At 28.4% G+C, this 24,953-nt stretch carries 17 protein-coding genes and 1 CRISPR repeat array (1 of these 18 cut by a window edge); all 17 genes read right to left on the reverse strand.

Annotation, left to right across the window (positions count from 1 at the left end; all coding sequences use genetic code 11):
• Window positions 1-15: 15 nt before the first annotated feature.
• Window positions 16-792 carry a nitroreductase family protein gene (locus ACTG48_RS17380; protein WP_479917523.1) on the reverse strand — a complete coding sequence of 259 codons (777 nt, stop codon included), beginning with the start codon at window positions 790-792 and terminating at the stop codon, window positions 16-18.
• 448 nt (window positions 793-1,240) lie between these two features.
• The gene (locus ACTG48_RS17385) at window positions 1,241-1,690 is read right to left on the reverse strand and encodes a PTS sugar transporter subunit IIA (RefSeq protein WP_479917524.1); all 450 of its coding nucleotides are present in this window, start codon (window positions 1,688-1,690) and stop codon (window positions 1,241-1,243) included.
• Window positions 1,680-3,587, reverse strand: coding sequence for a BglG family transcription antiterminator (locus ACTG48_RS17390; RefSeq protein WP_479917525.1), 1,908 nt, complete (start codon window positions 3,585-3,587; stop codon window positions 1,680-1,682). Before ACTG48_RS17390 ends, ACTG48_RS17385 begins: the two co-directional genes overlap by 11 nt.
• Window positions 3,588-3,808: 221 nt before the next feature.
• Window positions 3,809-5,704 carry a PTS fructose transporter subunit IIABC gene (locus ACTG48_RS17395; RefSeq protein WP_479917526.1) on the reverse strand — a complete coding sequence of 632 codons (1,896 nt, stop codon included), beginning with the start codon at window positions 5,702-5,704 and terminating at the stop codon, window positions 3,809-3,811.
• Between the two features lie 24 nt (window positions 5,705-5,728).
• Window positions 5,729-6,619, reverse strand: coding sequence for a ketose-bisphosphate aldolase (locus tag ACTG48_RS17400; protein WP_479917527.1), 891 nt, complete (start codon window positions 6,617-6,619; stop codon window positions 5,729-5,731).
• 883 nt (window positions 6,620-7,502) lie between these two features.
• The gene (locus ACTG48_RS17405; RefSeq protein ID WP_479917528.1) at window positions 7,503-9,197 is read right to left on the reverse strand and encodes an ABC transporter permease; all 1,695 of its coding nucleotides are present in this window, start codon (window positions 9,195-9,197) and stop codon (window positions 7,503-7,505) included.
• Window positions 9,190-10,191: an ABC transporter ATP-binding protein gene (locus ACTG48_RS17410; RefSeq protein WP_479917529.1), complete on the reverse strand. Its 1,002-nt coding sequence runs from the start codon at window positions 10,189-10,191 to the stop codon at window positions 9,190-9,192. Before ACTG48_RS17410 ends, ACTG48_RS17405 begins: the two co-directional genes overlap by 8 nt.
• Window positions 10,192-10,209: 18 nt before the next feature.
• Window positions 10,210-11,067 carry a hypothetical protein gene (locus ACTG48_RS17415; RefSeq protein WP_479917530.1) on the reverse strand — a complete coding sequence of 286 codons (858 nt, stop codon included), beginning with the start codon at window positions 11,065-11,067 and terminating at the stop codon, window positions 10,210-10,212.
• Between the two features lie 279 nt (window positions 11,068-11,346).
• A complete protein-coding gene (locus ACTG48_RS17420) occupies window positions 11,347-12,390 on the reverse strand; it encodes an extracellular solute-binding protein (protein ID WP_479917531.1) in 1,044 nt (347 codons plus the stop codon).
• Between the two features lie 634 nt (window positions 12,391-13,024).
• On the reverse strand, window positions 13,025-13,225 hold the full coding sequence (locus ACTG48_RS17425; RefSeq protein WP_021386112.1) for a helix-turn-helix transcriptional regulator: 201 nt from the start codon (window positions 13,223-13,225) through the stop codon (window positions 13,025-13,027).
• Window positions 13,226-13,237: 12 nt separating this feature from the next.
• Window positions 13,238-13,654, reverse strand: a complete 417-nt coding sequence (locus ACTG48_RS17430; RefSeq protein WP_479917532.1) for a hypothetical protein — start codon at window positions 13,652-13,654, stop codon at window positions 13,238-13,240.
• 60 nt (window positions 13,655-13,714) lie between these two features.
• Window positions 13,715-14,128 (reverse strand): hypothetical protein, encoded by a 414-nt coding sequence (locus tag ACTG48_RS17435; RefSeq protein WP_479917533.1) that lies wholly within the window; start codon window positions 14,126-14,128, stop codon window positions 13,715-13,717.
• A gap of 830 nt (window positions 14,129-14,958) precedes the next feature.
• Window positions 14,959-15,588 carry a type 1 glutamine amidotransferase family protein gene (locus tag ACTG48_RS17440; protein WP_021386055.1) on the reverse strand — a complete coding sequence of 210 codons (630 nt, stop codon included), beginning with the start codon at window positions 15,586-15,588 and terminating at the stop codon, window positions 14,959-14,961.
• Window positions 15,589-15,665: 77 nt separating this feature from the next.
• Window positions 15,666-16,628: a helix-turn-helix transcriptional regulator gene (locus ACTG48_RS17445; RefSeq protein WP_479917534.1), complete on the reverse strand. Its 963-nt coding sequence runs from the start codon at window positions 16,626-16,628 to the stop codon at window positions 15,666-15,668.
• A gap of 199 nt (window positions 16,629-16,827) precedes the next feature.
• Complete coding sequence (locus ACTG48_RS17450) at window positions 16,828-17,181, reverse strand: JAB domain-containing protein (protein WP_479917535.1); 354 nt, start codon at window positions 17,179-17,181, stop codon at window positions 16,828-16,830.
• A gap of 1,123 nt (window positions 17,182-18,304) precedes the next feature.
• Window positions 18,305-21,115 carry a DEAD/DEAH box helicase gene (locus ACTG48_RS17455; RefSeq protein ID WP_479917536.1) on the reverse strand — a complete coding sequence of 937 codons (2,811 nt, stop codon included), beginning with the start codon at window positions 21,113-21,115 and terminating at the stop codon, window positions 18,305-18,307.
• A 2-nt stretch (window positions 21,116-21,117) separates the two neighbouring features.
• Window positions 21,118-23,217 carry a site-specific DNA-methyltransferase gene (locus tag ACTG48_RS17460; RefSeq protein ID WP_479917537.1) on the reverse strand — a complete coding sequence of 700 codons (2,100 nt, stop codon included), beginning with the start codon at window positions 23,215-23,217 and terminating at the stop codon, window positions 21,118-21,120.
• Window positions 23,218-24,222: 1,005 nt separating this feature from the next.
• Window positions 24,223-24,953: a CRISPR direct-repeat array (repeat unit 29 nt; unit sequence ATTTATAACTAACTTAGTGTAATTTAAAC); it runs 416 nt beyond the window's last position.

Below are 24,953 nucleotides of genomic sequence, written 5' to 3' on the forward strand. Positions count from 1 at the left end.
AAAATCCTCCACTTCTTATAAGTACTTAACATTTGCTGATTCTTTTTGTGCTGTACGTCTATATTTAACATCTGGATATCCAATCACTAGTGTCATAAGTACATGATCCCTGTGTTTTAGACCTAAAAGTTTTTTTAACTTTGGTGAATTATTTGCTACATCTGAAAAATATCCACTAAATAAAACTCCTAGACCATAAGATTCTGCCATTAGTGCCATATTTGATGCTGCAAGTGAACCACTAATCTTATCTTTTGTAACTATAATTATTGCAGTAGGAGCATTCTTGAAAAAAAAGTTATCATCAATCGAAACTTCCTTTGAATATTTAACAGCAATATTTGCAATAGGTTTTATTTTTCTAAAAAATTTCACTGCTTCCTTTTCATATATTGCTTTTTTATTATCCAAAACAATATATGATACATCTTGTGAATTTTTAGCACTAGGTGTATACCTACCTGCCTCAATAATTTGCTTTACAATTTCTGGAGAAACTTCTTTATCTTTGAATTTACGAATACTTCTTCTAGATTTAATTGCCATTAATAATTCATCTGAGTCTAATTTTGGCCTATTTGTAAGTTCTATTGGTGGTTCATCAAACCCTGTCAGTGTAATAGCTTCTTTTGGACAAATCGCTGCACAATGTCCACACATTAGACAGTCTTGATTTTTAATTACTGATTTTTTATTTTTTATATCTATATTATTTACTGGACAATCATTTTTGCAAAGTCCACATCCAATACAAAGTTCTTTATTAACTTCAATTATATGCTTATATCTCATATGCTTTTATCTACCTTTCGTTCATTAGTTTAAACTATTATAACACATAGCTATTTTTTATATTCATTGGTAAAGAATTTGATTACCATTAAATTTTTACCATTTCTATTACACAAGCTTTTCATAGATTTTAAAGCATTATTGTTTTCATATAGTAACTTTCTTTTATTTAAGCCTAATAACCACCTTCATAACTTGATACATATTTAGAATAGGCACCTATAACAACACATTTTATGTCTTTATGGGTTAAGTTTTGAAAAATCCTCATAATTGTTATCTTTCATTTGTAGTTATAACAAACAACAAAAAAGCACATCCCCAATCAGATGCACATTTTAAATAAATATATTTTTTATAAAAATTATAATCCATGTAGATTTCACCAGGTTCTTTTATATTAATTCAATATCCAAAAATAAATTCAAATTTATAGTTTATATAATATTTAAGCTTCATAAAACACATCTAGTATTTCTTTTTTAGTATGTGCATTTAAAAGCTTTTCACTTACATATTTACCACCTAAAATATAAGCTATTTTAGATATTAATATTATATCCTCATTGCTTTCAGATTGTGGCATAGCAAACATAATTATTACTTTTACAGGCAAGCCATCTATACTTGGCCAATCTACACCTTCTCTAGATTTACCTATTACTACAGATACTTTCTTCACATACTTTGTCTTTCCATGTGGCATAGCCATCTGATAACCTATACTTGTAGAGCCTATTTTCTCTCTATGCTTTAGTGATTTTATGAACTTGCTTTTTGAAGTTATACTTCCTTTATCGTATAATTTATCTACTAATTCTTGTATTATGCCTTCTTTTGTAGTTGATTTTAAGTCTAAAATAATACTTTCTTCGCTTAATATATCTCTAATTTCCATTTATTTTCTCCAGTACATTATTATCAAATAATATTTTAATATCCTCTTCTCTTTCGCAATCTATTATATAATTTACATAGTTTTTTTGCCTATATAGATTTGATACTTCAATCAGTATATGCTTTAAAAAACTATGATTACTAGTTTCTAAATAAAGATTAATCACTCTATTAACATTATCAACATTCATTATTACCTTATTTACTTTACTTTGATTGCATATATATATATTTAAATCTTTTCCTAATGAGATAGAATCATATTTACTGCTTAAATTCATACCTATTAAACTTCCCATCTGGCTTACATCAAGATTAAAATATATATTATCTTTTAAATACACTCCTAATAAATTTGTATCTAAGTTCATACTCTTCCTAGGTTTATTAAGTAAAGCATTTTTTATATTATTGATATCACTTTCCATTAATAGCACTGATACAACTATATGTAATTTGTCTCTCAAATCTAAATTTACAGTAGATATTACAAAATCTACATCATCTAAATTTCGCTTATTCAACTGATGCATAGGAATTATATCAACTATAGTCCACTCAGGAAATTCTCTTTTTAATCTAGCTGCAAGAAGCTGAGATGTTCCATATCCTGTATTGCAAACTACTATTACTCTCTTACTACTCATATTTCTTTCTATAGCCGCTTGAAAATATGTAGCAATATACGAAACTTCATCTATACTAATATCCTTAAGATTATAATGTTCTTTCATAATGTTTATAGTCATCATGCACAATCCCAATACCTCCGAAAATCTCTCTTGTATCTCTTCTAATAATGGGTTTTTTATTTGGATATCATATCTTAATCTGTTTAACATGTGCCTTACATGAGATACTAGACTTTTTTGTAATAGTTCATCATCTCTAAGACTTATATTTAAAAACTGTGACATATTCTCTATCATTATAGATGATACTTTTTCACTGTCACTTAATATATATGATTCATCATTGCAACTCCTATTACTTTCGCTACTAAATCCAGATGATACTAAATAAATATATATATATTTAATTTCATCTTTAGTTATTTTTACTCCATATCTATTTTCTATTTTACCTATAAGTGTAGTGACTTTTTGATATACTAACTCATCCAAATTACATATGGAAACTTCCTTTTCTTCCTGAAACTCTATTTGATTACCTTCTTTAACTCTCTTTAAACATATAAGTATATGCGTAATTAAATTTATATAGTAGGGCTGACTTATAACATAGCCTAAATTGTTTTCCAATTCTGTAATTATAGTTTCTACAAATATGATGGAATCAATATCAAATAAATTTATCAATGCACTAAATGTAGCAGAATCTAATCTTGTTAACTCAGATATATCATGCTGTTCATAATTTTCATCTAATAAATCATCTACCATCTTAGCAATCGATTTCCTTATATCTACTTCTTTACCTATAATTTTAGTTCCCTCTAAGGTTTTATTAAGTTTTAAATTATATTCTTTTATCCATTCCTCTATATATTTAAAATCATTTACTATAGAAGTTTTACTTACATAATATTTATCCGATAACTGATTTATTGAAGTTATATTACTTGAATTTAATAATAGATATTTTAAAATTTCCATTCTTCTTTGCTCTACTGATAAAGATTTATTTCCCTTTGGTTGTATATTTAAACTATTAATTAGGTCTATATTTTTCTTTGCTGAAGCTTCGATTAATATTCCACAACCTCTTTTTATATCAATTTTTATATTAAAAGTTTCTAGATATATCTCAATAATCTTCAAATCTTTTTGTAATGTTTTGTCTGATACATTTAACTTATCTTTAAAGTATTTTATAGGTTTATATTCATTTTCATTTAATATCAATTTAAGAAATTCAATTTGTCTTGATACAAGCATACTTATGCCCCCTACCTATTTTTTGATATTTCTATTAAGTACCATTTTAGCATATTTTATCACTATGTAAGAATACTAAGATACTTCTGTATCATAAAAGAATTTATGATACACTTTACAAAATTAATATAATATATAATATAATTTCAAAATAAAAAGTAAGGATATTGAGATGTAGCTGACTACTTCTCAATATCCTTATTTTCAATCTTATTTATAATTTAAGCGCTAATTAATTCAAATTCACTACTTTCACTCTTTACAGTAGGTTTTGTTATCCCTATAATTAATGTTGTTATTACTGTTCCAGCTAATATGCAAGCTATATACGCAACTGGTGCACTACATGCAAATGGTATTACAAATATTCCTCCATGTGGTGCCATCAAGGTTATATCTAAACTCATACATATTGCCCCACCTATACAAGAACCAATTATATTTGCTGGAATCATTCTTAATGGGTCTGCAGCTGCAAATGGTATTGCTCCTTCTGTTATAAAAGATGCACCCATTATAGCAGTTGGCAGTGCTGACTTTCTTTCTTCTTTAGTAAACTTATTTTTAAATATTAACATAGCTAATGCTATTGCTAATGGAGGTACCATTCCACCTACCATTAATGCTGCTGATGGTTCAAATACATTACTAGAGAACATAGCTAATCCAAATGCTGAAGCTGTTTTATTAATAGGACCTCCCATATCTGATGCCATCATTCCTGCTAATATTGCTCCTAATAATATTTTATTAGTTCCAGACATACTTTGTAACCATGACTGTAAAGCTTCATTTAACCATGATGCTGGCGTATTAACTATGAAGAACATTATAGCCCCACTTGTGAATGCAATCAACAATGGACATATCAGTACGGCATTTACTCCCTTTAATACATCTGGTAAATTTTCTGTTATCTTCATTACTCCTAAAGCTATATATCCTGTTGCGAATCCTGCTACCATACCCCCTAGGAATCCTGAACCTCCAATAACTGCCATAAAACCAGCTATCATAGCAGGAGCAAAACCTTGCCTTCCAGCAATTGATTTAGCTATAAAACCAGCAAGTATTGGTATGAATAACTTAAATGCTGAGTCGCCTCCAAGTTGTCCAAAGAATCCAGCTATAGGGTTGTATGTTTCATGAGTTGGGTCTGATGCAAATATACCAAACATAAACGCTATAGCTATACCAATCCCACCTATTACTACAAATGGAATCATTTCAGATACACCATTCATTAAGTGTTTATAAATACCTTTTTTCTCTGACCCTTGAAGTATTTCTTTTGAATCTTCTAAAGTTTTTCCACCTGGCTTAATTTCTTTGGCCATGCCGTTTTCAGCATTTATAATTAGATTTTTTGCTAGTGAAACATTCTTAGCATCTGCTACTTTCTTTTGTAATACTTTTTTTCCTATAAATCTACTTGTTTGAATTTCTCTATCACAAGCTATTATCACGTACTCCGCTCTTTTTATATCCTCTTTGGTTAACTTATTTTCTATACCTATAGCTCCATGTGTTTCTATTTTAACTTCATATCCAAGTTCTTGTCCTGCTTCCTCTAACGCTTTTTTTGCCATAAAAGTATGAGCTATCCCTGTTGGACATCCTGTTATTCCAACTATAAGACCTTTACTTTGATTATTACTTAAATCTCCTGATTCTACAGCCTTACAATTAAATATATTTAATATTTCATATGGAGTTTCTGCATTTAGTAGATTCTTAATAAGATTTTCATCCATTAAATATGTAGCTAGTTTAGATATAATCTTAAGATGAGCGTCCAAACCTGATTCTGGAATTGCTATCATAAAAAATGACCTAAGTTTTTGACCATCATTATCCACAATGTCCTTATCTGTTCTTAAATACATCATCACAGGTTGATTTACTGCACTTGACTTAGCATGAGGAATAGCTATTAAATTTCCCATGTTGGTTGGTGATTCCTCTTCACGTTTATTAATATCAATTATGAACTTTTCTTTATCATTTATATACTTTCCATGATACAAATGATTTGCCATATAATCAATTACTTCTTTCTTAGTTTTAAATTGTTTATCTAATACAATACAATCACTACGTAATATTTGCTCTATCATAGACTCTCACCTCCTCGTAATTTATTATCCAATCACTAATTCTTCTTTTTGTGAAAAGCATTTTAATTTATCTATGTCATTGAATAAATTCATTTTAAACTCTATAACTTCCCTTGCAGCCTCTATACATTGTGGATATATAGCATCTGGTTCATATAAACTTGGATTTTGTTCTAATACTTCTCTGCACTTCTTATAATATGCTGATTTAACATCACTTGAAATATTTACTTTACAAACTCCTAGTTTAACTGCTTGTGCTATTTCTTCATCTGGATTTGATGAGCCTCCATGAAGGACTAAAGGTATATCTACTACTTCTTTTATTTCTTTTAATAAATCTAATCTAAGTTTTGGTTTAAACCCTTTTGGATATATACCATGCGCTGTACCAATTGCAATGGCTAGTGTGTCTACTCCTGTTTTTTCAACAAAATCCCTAGCTAATTGTGGATTTGTATATATTATTTCATCAGAACCACCTTCTCCTGATGTTCCAGTTGTCCCTATTGTGCCAAGTTCTCCTTCTACAGATACATTTAATCCTTTTGCTATTTCTACTACTTCTCTAGATATAGCTACATTTTCTTCATATTGTAAATGTGACCCATCAATCATTACTGATGTAAATCCACATCTTATAGCTCTTAATATTTGACTTTTATTTGCTCCATGGTCTAAGTGTATTACCATAGGTACCTTACTCTTATTTGCTTCTTCTATACAACTAGCTACAAAACTATCTTCTAGAAAACTTAACTCATTTGGGTGAATTGCAAGGATTACTGGTGCATTTTTTTCATTAGCACTCTGTACTACCGCTTTAAGTATTTGCCCACTCCCTATATTAAATGCTGGTACAGCGAATTGATTTTCTTGTGCCACTTGTAACATTTCCTTCATATTTATTAACATATTGTACCTCCTGATATTTTTAATTTTGATTTATTTGTTATTGGTTTTGTTATTGTTTATATTTAAATAATATCAGGGTAATAAAAGTCAGAAAATAACAATCGTTTTCCTTATTGAAAAGGAACTTTTATTATATATTCTTAGTTCCTTTTCAATAAGGAGTTTTTAGAAGTCTGTATCATAGTTAATTATATTTCTTAGGTACAACTTCTCTTCTTAACTGTTTTAACATGACTTATCTTTCCTAATTATTTATAATAATCAATTAGATAAATACAATTACAATGCCTTTAGTGTTTCAAATTATTACATTCTAACAAATTAATATTATAAACTGGAATAATAGTTCATAAAGCAAAGATATACTAAATTACAAAATTTTATGAAATCATTTAATGTCCTAATTTCTTAAAGTTATTTGTTATCAATACTCAATAAGCTTAAAAGCTGACTCTAATAATTACGGTTCTTTGTAAGTATTCATTTAAATTCTATCCTATAGTTATATCATCTAATTTATCAAAAGATATAAGGCATATCAAATATCCTACTTTTATTTACTAAAAAATTAACAGGCAATAATAACATATTTTATATAGATGTTATATTTTACATACCTATAGCTATAAATTTTAAAATACTAACACTACAGTTAATACTATATTTGTATCAAAAAATTAAAAAGATATTAGCTATTTAGCCAATATCTTTTTGTAGATTTCAATAGCAGATATGATTTATAGGAATCATACTCACAATTATCTAATTTTTTATTCACATAATCTTGACATAAAACACCAAAATTACACTCCTTAAGTTCAGTTCTAAGAAATGAAGAGACTTGGTTTTCTAACCACTAATTTATAAATTAGTATCTGTTATTTTATGTAAATCTTTTTTTATCCAATTTAAAAATTATTCCTAATGCTATATAACATATACCAATTACTAATACACCATAAGCCATAGATACTCCTATCTTAAATTCTTGCATATTAGTTACAATAGAAATTGAAATAGGTCTATTGTAAACGCCATAAAGCAAGGCTGACATTGTATATTCTCCAATTGTACGAATGAATACTAATATAGCTCCTGAAATTATTCCTGGCATCATATTTGGTATTATTACATTATAAAAGGTTTGTATCTTTCCAGCACCTAAACTCCTTGATGATTCTTCTAGTCCTAAATTTATTGACTTCATAGCAACTTCATTGGATGAAAATAGTAATGGCAAGGCATAAATTGTATATGCTATAGGTAAAATATAAAAACCACCTATTAAGAATTCATTAAAAGCAAATATACTTTTTTGATTAAATGTATTAATTAGGTTAACTGCAATGGCACTTGCAGGCATACTCCAAGGTAACATTATAATAAATTTTGCTAGTCGATTATGTGTATTATCCTTTTTAATTACTAAATATGATACTGGTACAGTAATTATCAACCCTAATGCTACTGCCATTAAAGACATTTTCAAACTGTTTAAAATAGGCTGTAGTACACGTGATTTTTGGAAAATCATCTGGTAGTTTTCCAGTGTAAAGTCCCTAGGAAATATGGTTGTCATAATTGAATGTGTACTTACAAATGATAAGTATACAATAGTAATTATAGGAAGCATAATCATAATAATTTGTATTTCAATAATAATCTTACATACAAATGTAAATAAGTCTTTTTTTCTATTATCGACTTTATAACTTTGAGATTTTAGAGATGATACTACTCCATATTTTTTGCCATAATACTGTAACAAAAGCATAAATGCAATTCCCATTAGTAATAAAGTAATTACTTGAACTGAGGCTATATCCATATGGTTATTAGCCTTAGACCTAACAATCTGAGTACTTAAAACTTTAAAACCACCACCTATAAGATTTGGTGCTGAGAAAGAACTAATACCTGATGCAAAAGTTATAATAGTGGAGGTTATAACAGCAGGTGTAATAACAGGCCATATTACATCAAAAAATACTCTTAGCTTTGATGCTCCCATTCCTTTTGCAGCCTCAACTGTTGAGTAATCCACATATTTTAAGGCAACATATACATTTAAATAAAAATACACATACTGAGTATAGGCAACCACAAATAAAATTCCCTTTAACCCACTAAAATCATAAGGTTTGTTGATAAAGGAGAGTAAAATTTCTATAAATTTTGTAACTATACCAGTTTCTCCATAAAGCTGAATACATGCAATTACCATAATTACTCCAGGAATCATCATTGGACTTAGTAAAAGAATATGTATTATTTTTTTGTGTTTATCACAAATAAATGTCATATATAAGGCAAGTGATATTCCCATAATTCCACATACGAATACAGAACCCAACCCCAAAATTATAGTATTACTTACTACCCTTAAATTATTAGTATTTGAAAAATATTCTTTGAAAACTTCAAAAGAATATCCTCCTTCACCTTGGAATGCTTGTGCAAAAGTGTTACCTATTGGAACGATAATATATCCAATCAGAATCCAAAATAATATACTGTATAAAATAATAGAAATAATATTTTTAGGTGTGAATTTACTATGGTTTATTTTTTTAATCATATTGTTCACCTTGTAACACACCTAAATATGCCATATCCCCTACGTTTAATTTATTACTATTATTCAGTCTATTAAGTTCAGTTACTTGATACTTTTTTCCATTATTTGATACTGTATATTCTAAAATTGGACCTAAGAAATTCTTAGATTCTACTTTTACTTTTACAAATCCGCTTTGGTTGGTATTTTGTAATAATACCATTTCTTCAGGTCTTTTATAAATATAGGGCTTTGTCTCTTTTTCAATGCTGAAATTAACATAATCCTCTTTTTCAATACAGTTTGAAGTACCTACAAAGTTTGCTACGAAATCATTCAATGGGCTTTTGTAAACTTCCATTGGCATACCAATTTGAAGAACTTTCCCCTTCTCCATTATAGCTATTCTATCAGAAATAGCTAAGGCTTCTTGTTGATCATGAGTAATAAATAAAGTAGTAATACCTATCTTTTTCTGTATCTCTCTTATTTCCTCTCTCATTTTGACTCTTAAAGCTACATCTAGATTAGACATTGGCTCATCTAATAAAAGCATAGTAGGCTCAGTAGCTAATGCTCTTGCTACTGCTACTCTTTGTTGCTGTCCACCAGATAATTCATCAATCTTTTTTTTCTTAAAATCTTTCATTCCTGCCAATTCTAAATAAGTATCACATTTTTCCACTATAATTTTTTTAGATAACTTTTTTATTTTCAATCCATAAGATACATTTTCTTCTACAGTCATATTTGGAAACAGTGCATAGTTTTGAAAAACAGTCCCCATATTTCTATTTTCTGGTTCTAGATTGGTAATATTCTTATCACCAACATAAATACTTCCAGAAGAAGGTTTTATAAATCCACCAATTATTCTTAAAATAGTTGTTTTACCACATCCAGAAGGGCCTAATAAAGTAAAAAATTCTCCTTCCTTAATGGATATATTAATATCATGTAATACTTTTTCTTTTCCATAATAATGATTAATTTCTTTTAATTCTATATTCTTCATATCGTCTCCACAAATTATCTAATATTTATAAATCTCTAAATATACACATGATGAATCATCATAGATTTTAAATCTAGGAAACTCTATTGCCATTTCATCATCCTTTTCTAGCTTCCTAACTTTTCTATATATATAGTCTATACCTTTAACTTCTGCTATTTTCATCATTTCGTCTTTATCAAAAATCTTATATCTATCATATCCACATGAAAAACCATCACTAGATATCATAATTTTCATTTTATATTCTATATCAATAAATCCACTTACACAATTATCAACAGCATCTTTAGAAAATTCTAAAGCCCAATATCCACCTACAGTATTTTTCTTAAGTCTATTATCTATTATAATTGGCATTGCCTTAGCTTTTCTCTCATTTAAGGTAAGGTTTAAAGAGTCTTTGCCATCTTGCATAAAATCAAATACTTTTTTATCAAGCCTACATAGAGTCTCATCTTTTAAAACTTTCACAGATTCATTATAGCTAACTAATAAAGTACAATCTCCCAAAAGTAAATACTCTATCTTATCTTTATAAAACTTTAATATAGAGCATGAACAAGAAGGAATATCTATTGCTTCTATTTCTTTATCACCTATTAATTTGCGATACTCTTTTGTTATTTCCTCAATGCCTTCTTTAATAATTACTTTTAAGCTATCTTCTCTTCCCACATTATCATGAAGATAACTATTCCACCAACTTACATACCATTTGGCATCACTTTCTGTAGAGACTAAGTTCTTATTATTTAAACCTGTAGCTCCATCAAGTACCCATGCTCCATAAGGTGATAAACCTATGATATCTTCGTTAAAATTGCCACTACCTTTATTGCATAATAATTTATAATCACTAATTTTCAGTCCCATTTTTATCTCCTTGCTCACATAAATTGTACCTTTACTATAATTAAAAGTTTTACATAATAAAAAATTTGCTTCAATTGAGCGACTACGTCTAAGAATCACTTCATATCTCCAACTACTTCGTCAGTTGCTCAAAAGCTATTTTATTTAATATTGGTGTATTAGTATCATTTGTTTGTATGAGCTATACAAAAACTATGAGATACCATAGTTCCCTTATACGTAAAATAGCGAGGAAAATCCTCACTATTTTTGTATATAATATTAAATTATTTAATTAGGCTATTTTATAGTTTTATTGTTATCTATTATATCTGTTTCCCATTTTTCAATCCAGTTAGACTGATTTTTTCCAATTACAGACCAATCTACATCCATAGCTTTATATTCTTTCGACATCCACTTTGGTGAATCTTTAAGTGCAGAATCTAATGTCGGAATACGGTTAAAATCATTTGCAATCATAGCCTGAACCTTAGCACTTCCAACAAAATCTACAAATTTAGCTGCTGCTTTTGGATGTGGTGCATTTTTTAGAGCTGCTACACAGTCTGTGATTACTACAGAACCACTCTCTGCATCCACAACTTCTAATGGCATATTATTTTTTTCTTTATTATCTATTATATCACTTAATACTGCAACAGATATAGCAGCTTCACCTTTACCTATTGCTGAATACATAACACTTCCACTATTGTAGTAGTTCTTTATATTTTTATTTAAATCTTCAAGGTACTTCCAAGCTTCATCTTCACTTTTAGTAGTTGAATAGTAATTGATTAAGTTACTAACAGTAGAACGCATAGATGATGATAATGAGTCTCTAGTAACTATTAAATCTTTATATTCTTCTTTTGTTAAATCGCTCCAATCTTTTGGTGCTTTATCAGCTGATAATAGTTTTGTGTTATAAAACATCATTACTGGCGTTTTTATAGTTCCATACCAATATCCTTCTGAATCTTTATAAGACTTGTCCAATTCATTATTCCAGCTTGGTTCAGTCTTTTCATATAATCCTTCTTCTTTTAATTGCATATATGTAGATGTATCTCCACCAAACATTATATCTGCTTGTGGATTATCTTTTTCACTTCTAACACGATCTGCTAGTTCACCTTTTAAGTTTATAAATTCAACATTAACTCCTGTTTCCTTTTTAAATTCTTCAGAGATTGCTCCTAGCATATCCTCTGCATGTGTAGTATATACTACTAATGTATCCTCTAATTTATCACTTTTTGCTGTGCTATCATTGCTACAAGCTACAAGTGATAATGATATTGCTACAATTAATAAAATAGCTGCTATTTTCCTCTTCATATTGATTCCTCCCTCATATTCTCCATGTTCATTTTAAATGTTATTATTCTTATAGTCAACGATTCGACAATAATCTATATAATTGTATTTTTCTATAACAGCTTATTTTATTATTGTTTTTTTCTATAATTATACCTATTTTTATACATATAATTTTTTTATTAACATTAATCCATTTTTCAATCTGGATATTTTATTTCTTTAAAACCTATTTTAAATATTAGTATTATTATCATTTATATACATAAAAAATGACCTATAAATAGGTCACCTAAAATAATGCTTATATAGTATATGAGATACTTTCTTAAATCACTTATTATTTTTTTATCTAGTCCACTTTCAGTAAATAGTGCATGTATGTATATGGTTTCCATTTTAAGTCTTAATTAAAAGTGTGAACTACTGTAAAACCATACCTCATCCTCACATCTAAACTTTAAAGTTTTATCTATTATTTATTAATTGGCTGTATATTCACTAATTTTTATCATTTACAGTAGTCTTCTTATCTTAAAATAATTACAACCTAACTTTACTCATACATTATATTATATATAAATATTTTTAACAAAATTAATAATTAAATAGCTATATTTTATTAACCATCTTATAAATGTTTATAGCCTATCTACTAATCTTCTTCAATAAATTCAAACAAATTTTCTACTGTGGTATCGAATACTTTAGCAATATCCATCGCTAACTTTAACGAAGGATTATATTTTCCATTTTCTAAGTGTACAATAGTCTCACGTCTTACCCCAACTGATTTAGCAAGTTCGTTTTGTGTCATAAGGAGTTTTTCTCTATATTCTTTAATTTTTGTTTTCATCGATATTGCCACTTAGTTACATATCCCCCTTTTATCAAAGTATATATACAAAATTAATTTAGATAACGATTGTATAAATAAAACTGCAATAAGAATTATACCAGTATCCAAGTTTGATATATTTATATTACTTGTATAAGGTGTTGCAAAGAAAATAGCTATTATAACTATAGAATACATCATTATTGTTATTGCAATCTGATTAACCTTTGATAGTATAAATTTAGATGATTCATCAACTAAATCATTATATTTTTTATTATAAACTGAATAGCATCCAAAGACTATTAACCAACTCAGTCCTGGAAGAGATGCAGTACTTGGACCTTTAAAAATATACTGAGTAGCTAATACAGCTATAAAAAGATAAGTTATTACAAGTAATTCCAATATGAGTTTTGATTTTACACCAGTTTCTGATTTAGACATATAAAAGCCCTCCTTAAAAGTTATATATTCTTTAGTTTTTGTTTTCATTAATATAATTACTTAATTACATATCCCTCTTTTATCAAAATATATATACAAAATTAATTTAGATAACGATTGTATAAATAAAACTGCTAATAGAATTATACCTATATCCAAATTTGATATATCCAAAGCTCTTGCATGATTAGCTGAAAAGAGAACAGCTATTACAAATATAGAGTACAGCATTATTTTTGATGCAATTTGATCAACCTTTAATAACATAAGTTTTGATGCCTCATCAACTAAATCATTATATTTTTTATTATACATGGAGTCAAATACCCAAAAAACTAATAAGATTATAAAAGTAATCCAAATACCTTCTCCTTTAAAAATAAACTTTTCTAATAATAAGTTTATAAAGAAATAGGATAGCATCAGTAATTCTGAAACAAGATTTGCTTTAACACCAAGCTCTGATCTAGACATATAAAATCACCCCTTAAAAGTTATATATTTATAACACCTCATGTTATAAATATATAACTTTTCCAAACAAATTGCAAGAAAATATTGTAAATACTTAATAACATTTTTACAAGTATAGTCCATAAAAGATTTCATAATAGACATCTAATGGTTACAAATAATATTATAAAATTACTTTTTTATTCCCTCCTATAGAACCACTCTCTAAAAAATTCTTATACCATAAAAATATATTCTTTAGTAAGCAGTACAGTACTAGATTAGTTTATTATATCTATTGTTTCAATCATATCATTTACCAACTATTATCCTAATTAATATGAAATATTGAGATGTATAATTATACAGCCTAAGTTCACTCCAATACATCCTCAAAAATACCTCTTTTTTTGTGAATGAAGTACAGTTGGGGATTTCATTAATAAAATAAAAAATACTAGTCAATATTGACTAGTATTTACAAGTATTTCTAAGTATTTCATTATTTATTTTTACAAATCATTGGACACGAATCTCAGGAATAATACACAGGATTAATTCATTTCATATACAATCCTAGGTTTTCATCAAAAATATACGTCACTTTACTATCCCATGATATAATACAACAGAAAAAACTACAATCTATGGTGGTTTCATATATTCTTAGTTATATTAGTAGGAAAAAAGTGTACTCCATATTGAACTAATTATAAATTTTATTATTGGAATTATCATTTCTATTTGTGTTGGTATAAGTACAAATTATATATATGATAAAATTCTAAACTACTTATCTATTGCCATAGAAAAAGTAGTTTAGAATTTGAATTTAAAATTAAATCTTAAATTTATTTATTACAATTCATTAGTTCGAAAAAATATTTAGAGTCATGCGTCTTATAAAGGTTCAACCAAGAACTTAATGCTTCTTCTTTAAAAACATCTAAAACTTTTAAAACTTGTACTGTAAATTCTAATGGTGCAATTCCAGAAGCAGTAATTAAATTTTCATCATTAACCGCAGATTCCATTTTATAATATTTTTCTCCAGAATAACTTGGTATCACCATTTTTAAAAATTCTAAATCATTACTTGTATGATTTCTAAAATCTAGTAAACCTGTTTTAGCTAACCCTAAAGTAGCACCACAAATAGCTGCAACTATAGACCTTTGTTTCAAAGCCTCTTTAGATTTTTCTAATATTTTCTCATGACCTATAGATGTCCAAGTATTTCCCCCTGGCAAAATTAATAAGTCATTACTTTCAATATTAAGCTCATCAATTGTAATCTCAGGTAAAACTTTTAATCCACCCATTGTTATAATAGGATTTTTATCAACTCCTACTGTAATTACTTTTAGTGGTTTTAATCCTTTTTTAAAATATCTTCCTGTATTTAATTCAGCAGTTAGATATCCAACTTCCCAATCTGACATAGTATCGAATACATACATATATACTTTTCTATTTTTCATTTTTTTGCTCCTTCTATAATTAATTAATATACCTAATTGTAAAATAACTTAACTGACATACTCTGTCAGTTAAGTTATTAAATTTGATAATGATTAATTAATTCGAGTAAATCTTCAACTATTTTATCCCTAAGGCTTAATGGTTCAATTATTTGTATAGATTTTCTATAAGGTATAAGTATATTTGGTACATATGTAAATATTATCTCTTCTTGAAGTTTAAATATTGCTTTATTTGAAGTCCTTTCTTTTAAATAATATCCTAGAAGCCAATGCTGACATAAGTTATCCAATGTATTTATCCTTCCTTCTATAACTAATGATATAAGATTATCCTCATCTTTTGTTTCATCCATAATTCCTCTTATAAAAAATTCACTTGCTGAAAATTCTTTTGGCCTATTAAAAGTATTTGATGTTTCTATGACACTACTAATTCTATCTACCCTAAAACTACGAATCTCATTTCTCATTTGACAAAATGCTACTATGTACCAATTATTATTCCAACGAACAATTCCATATGGATTTATAGTCCTACATTTTGATTTTTCTTCACGAGCTGTACGATAGTTGATTTCTACAGATAATTCATTTGCTATACTATTTTTTAACTTTTTAAGTACAGATTCTATGGATATTTTTCCAGTTGGTTTTATTACTTCAAAACCTATTAAATGTTTTGTTAAAGTTTCTTCTTGTTTTTGATTTGAATACATTTTTAACTTTGATGTTGCTTTGTCTAGTGTGTCATCTAAGAAATATCCCTCTTCTTTAGCAAATATAGCTGCTTGAAGTAACGCAGTTTGTTCTTCTGTATCGAAAAAAAGAGGTGCTTTGATGAAATTATTCAAAAGTGTATACCCACCATTATGACCTGTATCTGAAATTATAGGTACTCCACTAGCAGATAATGCATTAATGTGTCTGTAGACAGTTCTTATATTTATTTCTAGTTTTTCAGATATTTGTTTTGCGGTAACTTTTTTGTCTGAGTTTAACATCCATAATATGGACATCATATTATCAATTTTAGCCATATAGTTTTACCTCTTCATGTGTGTTTTATAAGTTAATTATATAGGTTATGATTAGTTTTCACAAAAAAATATTAGCAATTTGCTAATATCTTTTTTGGATTTTAATAGTGGAGACGAAGGGGAGTCTATAAGTGGTTAGTTATATATCTATTTTCTTTATTAAACATATTTTATTTACTCCTATTTGTATACTTATACTCTATTCCATTGCTAATTTTAAATGCGTACTCTGGATTAATCCAGATGGATGATTATGAAAGCATAATATTTTTGATGCATTAGTAAGAACTGCTGTCTTAAATACTTCTCTTGGATGTACTATAGCTGAATTTACAGTGCCAACACTTACTACTTCTATACTTACAGGTTGATTCTTTGTATCTAAACAAGCCACTATAAACTTTTCTCTATTACTATCTATTAGAAAGTTTTTTGCTAATCTATATGCATCATAAGGATTACTTATTTTTCTAGTTTCATATAGTACTGAACTTTCTTTAACTATTTTAAGAGATATAATATTTACTCTCTTTGCTGATACTTCCTCCTCCATTTTTATCTCTCCTTATATATCCATACCTTTATTTATTATAATCTATCCTATATATCACTTGATGAAACTCTATACTTTGAACAAGCTTTACTTACTGCTTCGCTTGGATCTATCCCCTCTGCTATAAGACTTAAAACAAATGCTATTATTAATGTCCACATATTCTAACCTCCTTTAAATTATCAATAGTTAATATATTTCTTAATGCTAAATAAAAATAAGCATCTATACTTTGCTAGTATAAATGCTTATTTTAGTAATTCATCAGTTGCTTTATTCTTAGTAATTACGGTAATAGAATAATCACTAGATAATAAGTATAATGTTGAACTATACTTATCAATACCATCTTCATGTATAACATCACTAAACTCTTCAATTAATTCCTTTAGTATGTTTACTTTTAGAGACTCTACTTCTTCAATCTCCTCAATTACACATACATATCCACCATCATCTGTTAATTTTCTATCCTTTCCGTAAGATTAATTCAATATCGTGATAATGTTATCTACACTATCAACAATTTCTTTAGGATATTCTGATAATAAGTTTAAATCTTCTTTCTTACATAAGTTAATCATATTAACTTCCTCCTTTTAATTTTTTATACTAAAAAAGAGATGTTAATATTTTTATCAACATCTCTTTTTTAGCTTTTATGTTCCTATTCTAGTAGGCTATCTATTTAATATAGATCAAATATATAATATATAGTTGTAAAACAATTTGATACGACTTTCTAGCCTACCATCTATTTGTAAAATATCTTTCTTTATAGCTTCTAACATATTATCTATTTTATCTACATCAAAATTTGATTTCTTATATAATCTATTTTGTTCCTATTTTCAAATATGTTATTTGTTAACACTATAATTAGGTCTATTAATGCATTTTCATAATTTTTTAATTCTTCAAATCTATACGGTATAATTAATATATTACTTATATACTAATAAGATATTAAATTTATTCTGCAGTTTAAATCTTGCAGATATTTATTCTGTTTACCGACCGCTTTAAGCACATTTAAGTATTTAATTATTCATCTTTTTTAATTAAAAAAGATGGCTGCATACGCCCCCAATTTTAAAATTAGTTACGCTACAGCCTCACTAAATTAATCCTCATCTACAATCTTATACTGTTTACTTAATGTTCCATTAAACAATTCTTTTGCATGACTACCAGTAAACTTATCAATTGCCTCTTGTACCTCTGATTTCATTAAGTCTAGATAACGAATCTCACCATTTTTTTCATCTGTAACAGCAAGTACTCTTGCAAACATTGTTGGATGATCTTTCAGATATGAAACATATCCTTTCAATCGACCAACACTATCACCCAACCAGCCTCCATGTGGATCAACAATTGAAGGAATAATTTTTCCGCCTACATTCTGAAAAAATATAAAATCGGGATAACAATTATCGAGCTGCTTTCCTTCACTATTCATCCATTTTGGAATAGATAGTGATGCGCGAAGATTCTTTGGTTGATTTCTATACCAAGCAACATTCAATGCATGACTCATTTCTGTTCTGAGAACTTTCTGTTCTAATTCATTTAACTTATGATATGACCATCCATCATCATCACTGATGATATGTTTTTCATATCTATCATAATCTTTATTCTGATGTGTATTAGTAGATTTTATGTTCAAATAATCTTCAACATAAGGTTTTGTATTACCTTCAATTCTATCCCATTTTTCTCTATTCTCTTCAGATACAGAAGCTCTAAATGGTCCATATATGTCAAGTAGTTCTTCTGTTTTGCTTTCAGCCCAAACTTCCATAGCCTGAACAATTTCAATACAATATCCAACTGCGCACATCATACGAATAGCATCTTCTTCTGTATCAAGTTCATCTTTCATTCTTTTATTAATGCAGTATTTAATTTTATCAGATGCACCTGAGAAAACTCTCACTGTATTCTTATAGTAAGCGAGTAATCTATCTGCATCATTTTCAGCCAATTCAACGCGATCTTCAAATTCTTCACCAGTTAATGGGTCAACTCTTTTAATAGACATCTGTGTACTACGAATTTCACCAAGTGAACGCTTGTATTGTGCTGGATTCCTCTTAATTTCAGCCTCAATATTACGATAGAAATCTTCCTGAATATCAGCATCAAGATTTCCATTTGGATTAAGATCCGCTTCAATTATATCGACACAATCCCACAAATCTAAAAAATGATTTGGCTTATCATGACGTACTTGCCTTGTAATAATACTCTCAAAACATGTACGTATAGCTTCGCTATCGACCTTAGGAATACGTTCAAGTATCTCATTAAGTTTCTGCATAAATTCTTGAGCCTCGTCTGAATTAACTGAAAAACCATCATCCATATTTACATAAAATTCATCCTCTAAATTAGATATATCTAACATACCAGAACTAACTATATTTGAAATTTCCGTTGCATTAGATACATGTTGCACAATTGTATCCTCATTGCATAAAGATATATCATTCTGTCCACTTTCTTTTTTCTGTTTATTCTCCAATTTTTCCTCTAACATCTTCTTTGTTTTACCAAAAAATGCAACATCAACAGAGTTAACTGTGATATTAGAAGTCTGGTCTATATTATCTTCTTTCAACTTTTTAACAACACTTTCAACTGTTGATGCATCATACTGTGGAAGGTAGCAAGAAACAGTATTTAACTCCTCTATATCACGAATTCTCCGAGCCAACGGTGTACGAACCATACGACCAATTAATTGAGCAATATATGTTGGATCACTACGTTTACGTCTAGAATAAATTACTTCAGCACGTGGACAATCCCAACCAGTTGAAACCGCATCCTTAGCGAATAGAACTTTAATTTCATTATGTTCTGCAACATCCTCAGGTTTTACATAAGGAATTTTCCCTGCATTAGTTATAATATCTTCATGTCCACCAAATACATTAGCAAAGCATGTTGAACTATCAAGCCAAGGTAAAGTTTTGCAAATCTGGCTACATAATGCAGCCAATGTTTCTTTACTAACCTTGTCTTCAACCTGTACAACCATAAGTGGCACAATAATTGGATATATATGATTCTCTTCACAATACTTTTTCCAAAGACTTGATGATTCAGCTAACTTCTCGCAAGCATATTTCAAATCCTGATGTTTTGTATCAACTGCTTTTTGGGGTGTTCTTAACTCAATAGAATCTTTAACCAACCCAGAAGTTCTTACCTGTGATACTGGAACTTTCACTTCAGCTTTAATATCACGTTCTTTTCTACCATTCATTGCTTTGTTGAAATTTTCAGGAGTAGCAGAAATACCAATCACTACAGGTACGGGTGGATTATTTCCTTCCTGACCATCAATCAATTTAGCATAAATAGTCTTACTAGTATTTTCAGATGTAGCCTTGCTATCACCTTTACTACCAAGACCCCTATGTGCTTCATCAATAAATAAATAAAAACGAATATTATCGTCTTCAATTGTATTTGTAAGAACATCATAAAAAGTACGCCCAACTTCTGATGGATTTGATAACTTTTTTCCTTCACCAAGAAGCTGTCTATTTAAAAAATAGATATGTCCCTGCTGTAATTTCAGATGATTCTTTGCAAAATCTGGACCAATAACTTCCATAGTTTTTGCATCTGACAGTAAATCTGTCGCGTCAGCAAACTTCTTTAATGTCTGCTCATTCAAGGATGGACTGTCAGACAACCATAAAATAGTCGCACTACTATCTCCACTATAGATATCATTTCCATAAAACAATGCCTCTGCCACAGCTGCAGCAATAACTGTTTTACCAGAACCCGTAGGTGCAATTAACGGAACTGCAGATAATGAACCATCTGATTCATAGCTTCTCTGCATTGATTCTAATCTCTTTAAAAGAGTATTTACTGCAGTTTTTTGAAAATCAAATAACTCATATTTCATATTTAGTCAATACCCCCTTCTCCATAAATTTCAAATGTTCTAAGGTATGTTTCATACAATCTATGTACTTCTACTCCTGGCAACCTTTTACACATATTAGAATACCTTCTTTGATCATCTGTTACAACAAATACTGTCTTAATTGATGGTGTATTTTTAATCTTCTCACAAAATTTTGACGCTTGATTGTAATCAAATAATACACCATAATAATCTGTTGTTAAATAACTCTTTCCTATTTTTCTAATAATTGGTCCACGACAACCTGCTTGCATCCAAAGAATAGGAGCAATTGCATCAAATGCATTATCCAGTCGAATAGGCCATGCTGACTCGTATGTTAACTCACAAAATATGGCATTCTCTTTAAATCCATCAGACATAGGAAATTCTTCCGTAAATTTATAGTCACCTTTAATCGGTTCATTAAGAGTATTGATACCTGTAATTGCTGACTTAATACGAGGCCACGTGAAATAATTCGCAATTCCATATTCCATCCACTCAGCATCATAAGGTTGTAAACCTTTTTGTATAAATGTTCTTTCTTCATCTGCCCCAATTTCATTATTTGTAATAGAAATTGAACGTCTATTTCCTCCATCAAGATGATTTAGAAGCATTACTGCATTTGCTGTAGTACCTGAACCCGCAAAAAAATCTACAATAAGTGCATCTGGCTTATTTGTAACAAATAAACGAATAACATCCTCTACAGCATATACTGACTTAGGAAATGGAAATATTCTATCTGGCATAAAACACGAATTAACATTTGTTCCATATATCTTTGCATCATATGCAATATTATCCCACTGAGTTGTTGGCAATGATTTCTTTCCAGTAGAATAAAAAGCATTTACGCTACCATCTTTTGCATAACCTGTAATAGTTGCTTCTCCTTTTTCAATATCCTCAATGGTTCCTGTTGTCAAATATGATATTACATATTTTTGAGGTTTGTCTTTAAAATATTTACCAACTCTGACAAATCCCTTCTCTAGACGAGCTTTTAATGCATCCCCAGTTAGCCCCCAGTTCATTTCTATACCATTATCACGAATTGGAAAAACAGGAATTGTACCTTCAATCATTGGAATTGAATCTAAACTATCACTTGGCATTAATGGCTCTCCTATATGAACAATCTTCCCTTCTTTAGAATCAATATAAATAGGATAAAATTGTGCAGTTCCACCTTTTTTTGTACCTCGTTTAGATGCTAAATCGCTCCTACGTAATGGTTGCCAATGCACTTCAGAATCTTTTGAAACAGATTTAACATCATTTAATTTCTCAATCGAACAATTTCCAAAACGGACACAATAAATAAATTCATTTGTTCGAGAAAATTCATCCGCACGAGCAGTACCTTTTCTACTGATAATACTACTTATCATCTGAATTTTAGCTTCTGGAAAAATTTGCTCCAACAATAATCCTAATCTAGCATACTCCTTTTCATCTATTGTAACAATTAGAACAGAATTATTAGGATTTAATAATTGAGCTGCTAATTTTAAACGTCTTTCCATAAATGTTAACCATTTGCTGTGTCTATATTTATCATTTTCATCAACATAATCATTATTATATTTCCAATCAGTAGCACCTGAATTATATGGTGGGTCAATATATATGCAATCAACCTTACCAGCATATGCATAAGTCAAAGCTTCCAATGCATGATAGTTCTCAGAATTAATTACCATATGATATGGATCTTCAGGTTTCCCATTCTCTACACGGTCAACCTCTTTTAAACCTGGATAAATAACATCTCTATATCCAACGATTGGAACAATATCTTCCACTGGTACTTCACAAAATTCGTCACTATTCTGAATAATTGCAACTCCATCTTTAATTTCTTTAACAGTCCATACCACTTTGTTTACATCTGTTTCTTCATGTCCGCGTTTGGATAAAATATTAACATTATCACCAACTCCAGGCAATTTTTTATATAATCTTACTGCATCTGGTAAGTTATTCTCATATACAAGACCATAAGAATGCGTCTTCACATATTTCTGAATCTCCCTTGCTAATGCAGGATTTAATTTTGCAACTTCTTCAATCACAGCATGAATATTAGCCATATTTTAATTCCTCCTTAAAATTATATCATGAATTAATTAAATCCCTTTAGATTTCAAAAACTCATCTAGTATATTTCTCAACATACTTTTCATTCTAACATCATTAAATACACAATAAGTTTTTAATCTTTTTTTCATATCCTTTATGATATATATCTGAACAGGCGTCATCAGTTCTACAGTTTTATCTATAGGTACATATACTCATTCAGTAATAATTTTCACTACAATCTTTTGCCTATTCAAGTCTCCATTTATCCATCTACTGTACATTTAATCTTATGTACTTTGAATCTATATTTCGCCATATTCTGTTCTTCTTTTCAGTCTACTTCAAAATAGTATTCATTTACTTTCAAAATTTATGTTTTCATTATATCATTAATAGATATAGCGTCAATAATAAAATCTACCTTGACTACCATAGTAAATTTTAAGATATAAGTTTTTATACAATGTATAAATAAGATTATAAACAAACTGTACAATTTTATCAGATTAATTCTCATATTCCTTGTATAACAGAAAATTTTATTTCTCAAATATTATTTTCTATAATTTTTTTATATACACAAATAATATCTAGTTATTTTACTAAATATATTATATATTATTTTGTATTAAAAGTAATCTTGCTTAATTCAAATATCTTCATCTTATTACCTCATATAATAAAAAAAATATTGATTTTTCAATCAATATCTTTTCGTGGATTTCAATGGTGGAGACGAGGGGAGTCTATAAGTGGTTATTTGATTGTTTTGTTGGTTTTTGTAAATGTCGGTATATAGCTATTTAGTTATGATGTTAGAGCAATTTTTTTGGTTGTTTTTTATTGTTTATTTTTGTAGTTGGGGTATTATTGGGGTATAATTTTCTACTTTTCAAAATTCTTGCTAATTCAATAATATAAATCAAATTCTTAGTTAAGTTTTTTAATGAATAGAGAAATATTATTTGTACTCATAACAATATAGCTTATACATAATTTTATATATCTGATTTATTTGCAACTAACTTAGTGTTATTTAAACAGTGATAGAATATTATAAGACATTTTTAACTAGCAAATTTATAACTAACTTAGTGTAATTTAAACTATGCAACAAATGCTAGAAGCATATGTAACAGCAGGATTTATAACTAACTTAGTGTAATTTAAACAAGAACCATCCATGACTCCTTTTCCAGTCAATTGGATATTTATAACTAACTTAGTGTAATTTAAACAGTTTAATGATTCTATGAAAGTTCATTATACACTAAAATTTATAACTAACTTAGTGTAATTTAAACAGGGATTGATGTCAAAAGTAAATCAGGAGGTACAGGATTTATAACTAACTTAGTGTAATTTAAACAGTAGTTTGGGAAGGAACAGCAGCAACAACTAAAGTATTTATAACTAACTTAGTGTAATTTAAACTTGTTCCTATAAATTCAAGTAAAACATCATATCCAAAATTTATAACTAACTTAGTGTAATTTAAACTATACAAAAATAGTAACGAAAGGAATAAGCAAAAAAATTTATAACTAACTTAGTGTAATTTAAACAAGATGAAAGAACCTATCTAGCAAAACAGTATGCGACATTTATAACTAACTTAGTGTAATTTAAACCTTTTAATGCTTGTCCCATTAAATCATGCTTATCATAATTTATAACTAACTTAGTGTAATTTAAACTTTTGTAGATATATCATTTAAATTAACATTTTCTTCATTTATAACTA

Source organism: Clostridioides sp. LIBA-6822 (assembly GCF_056688955.1).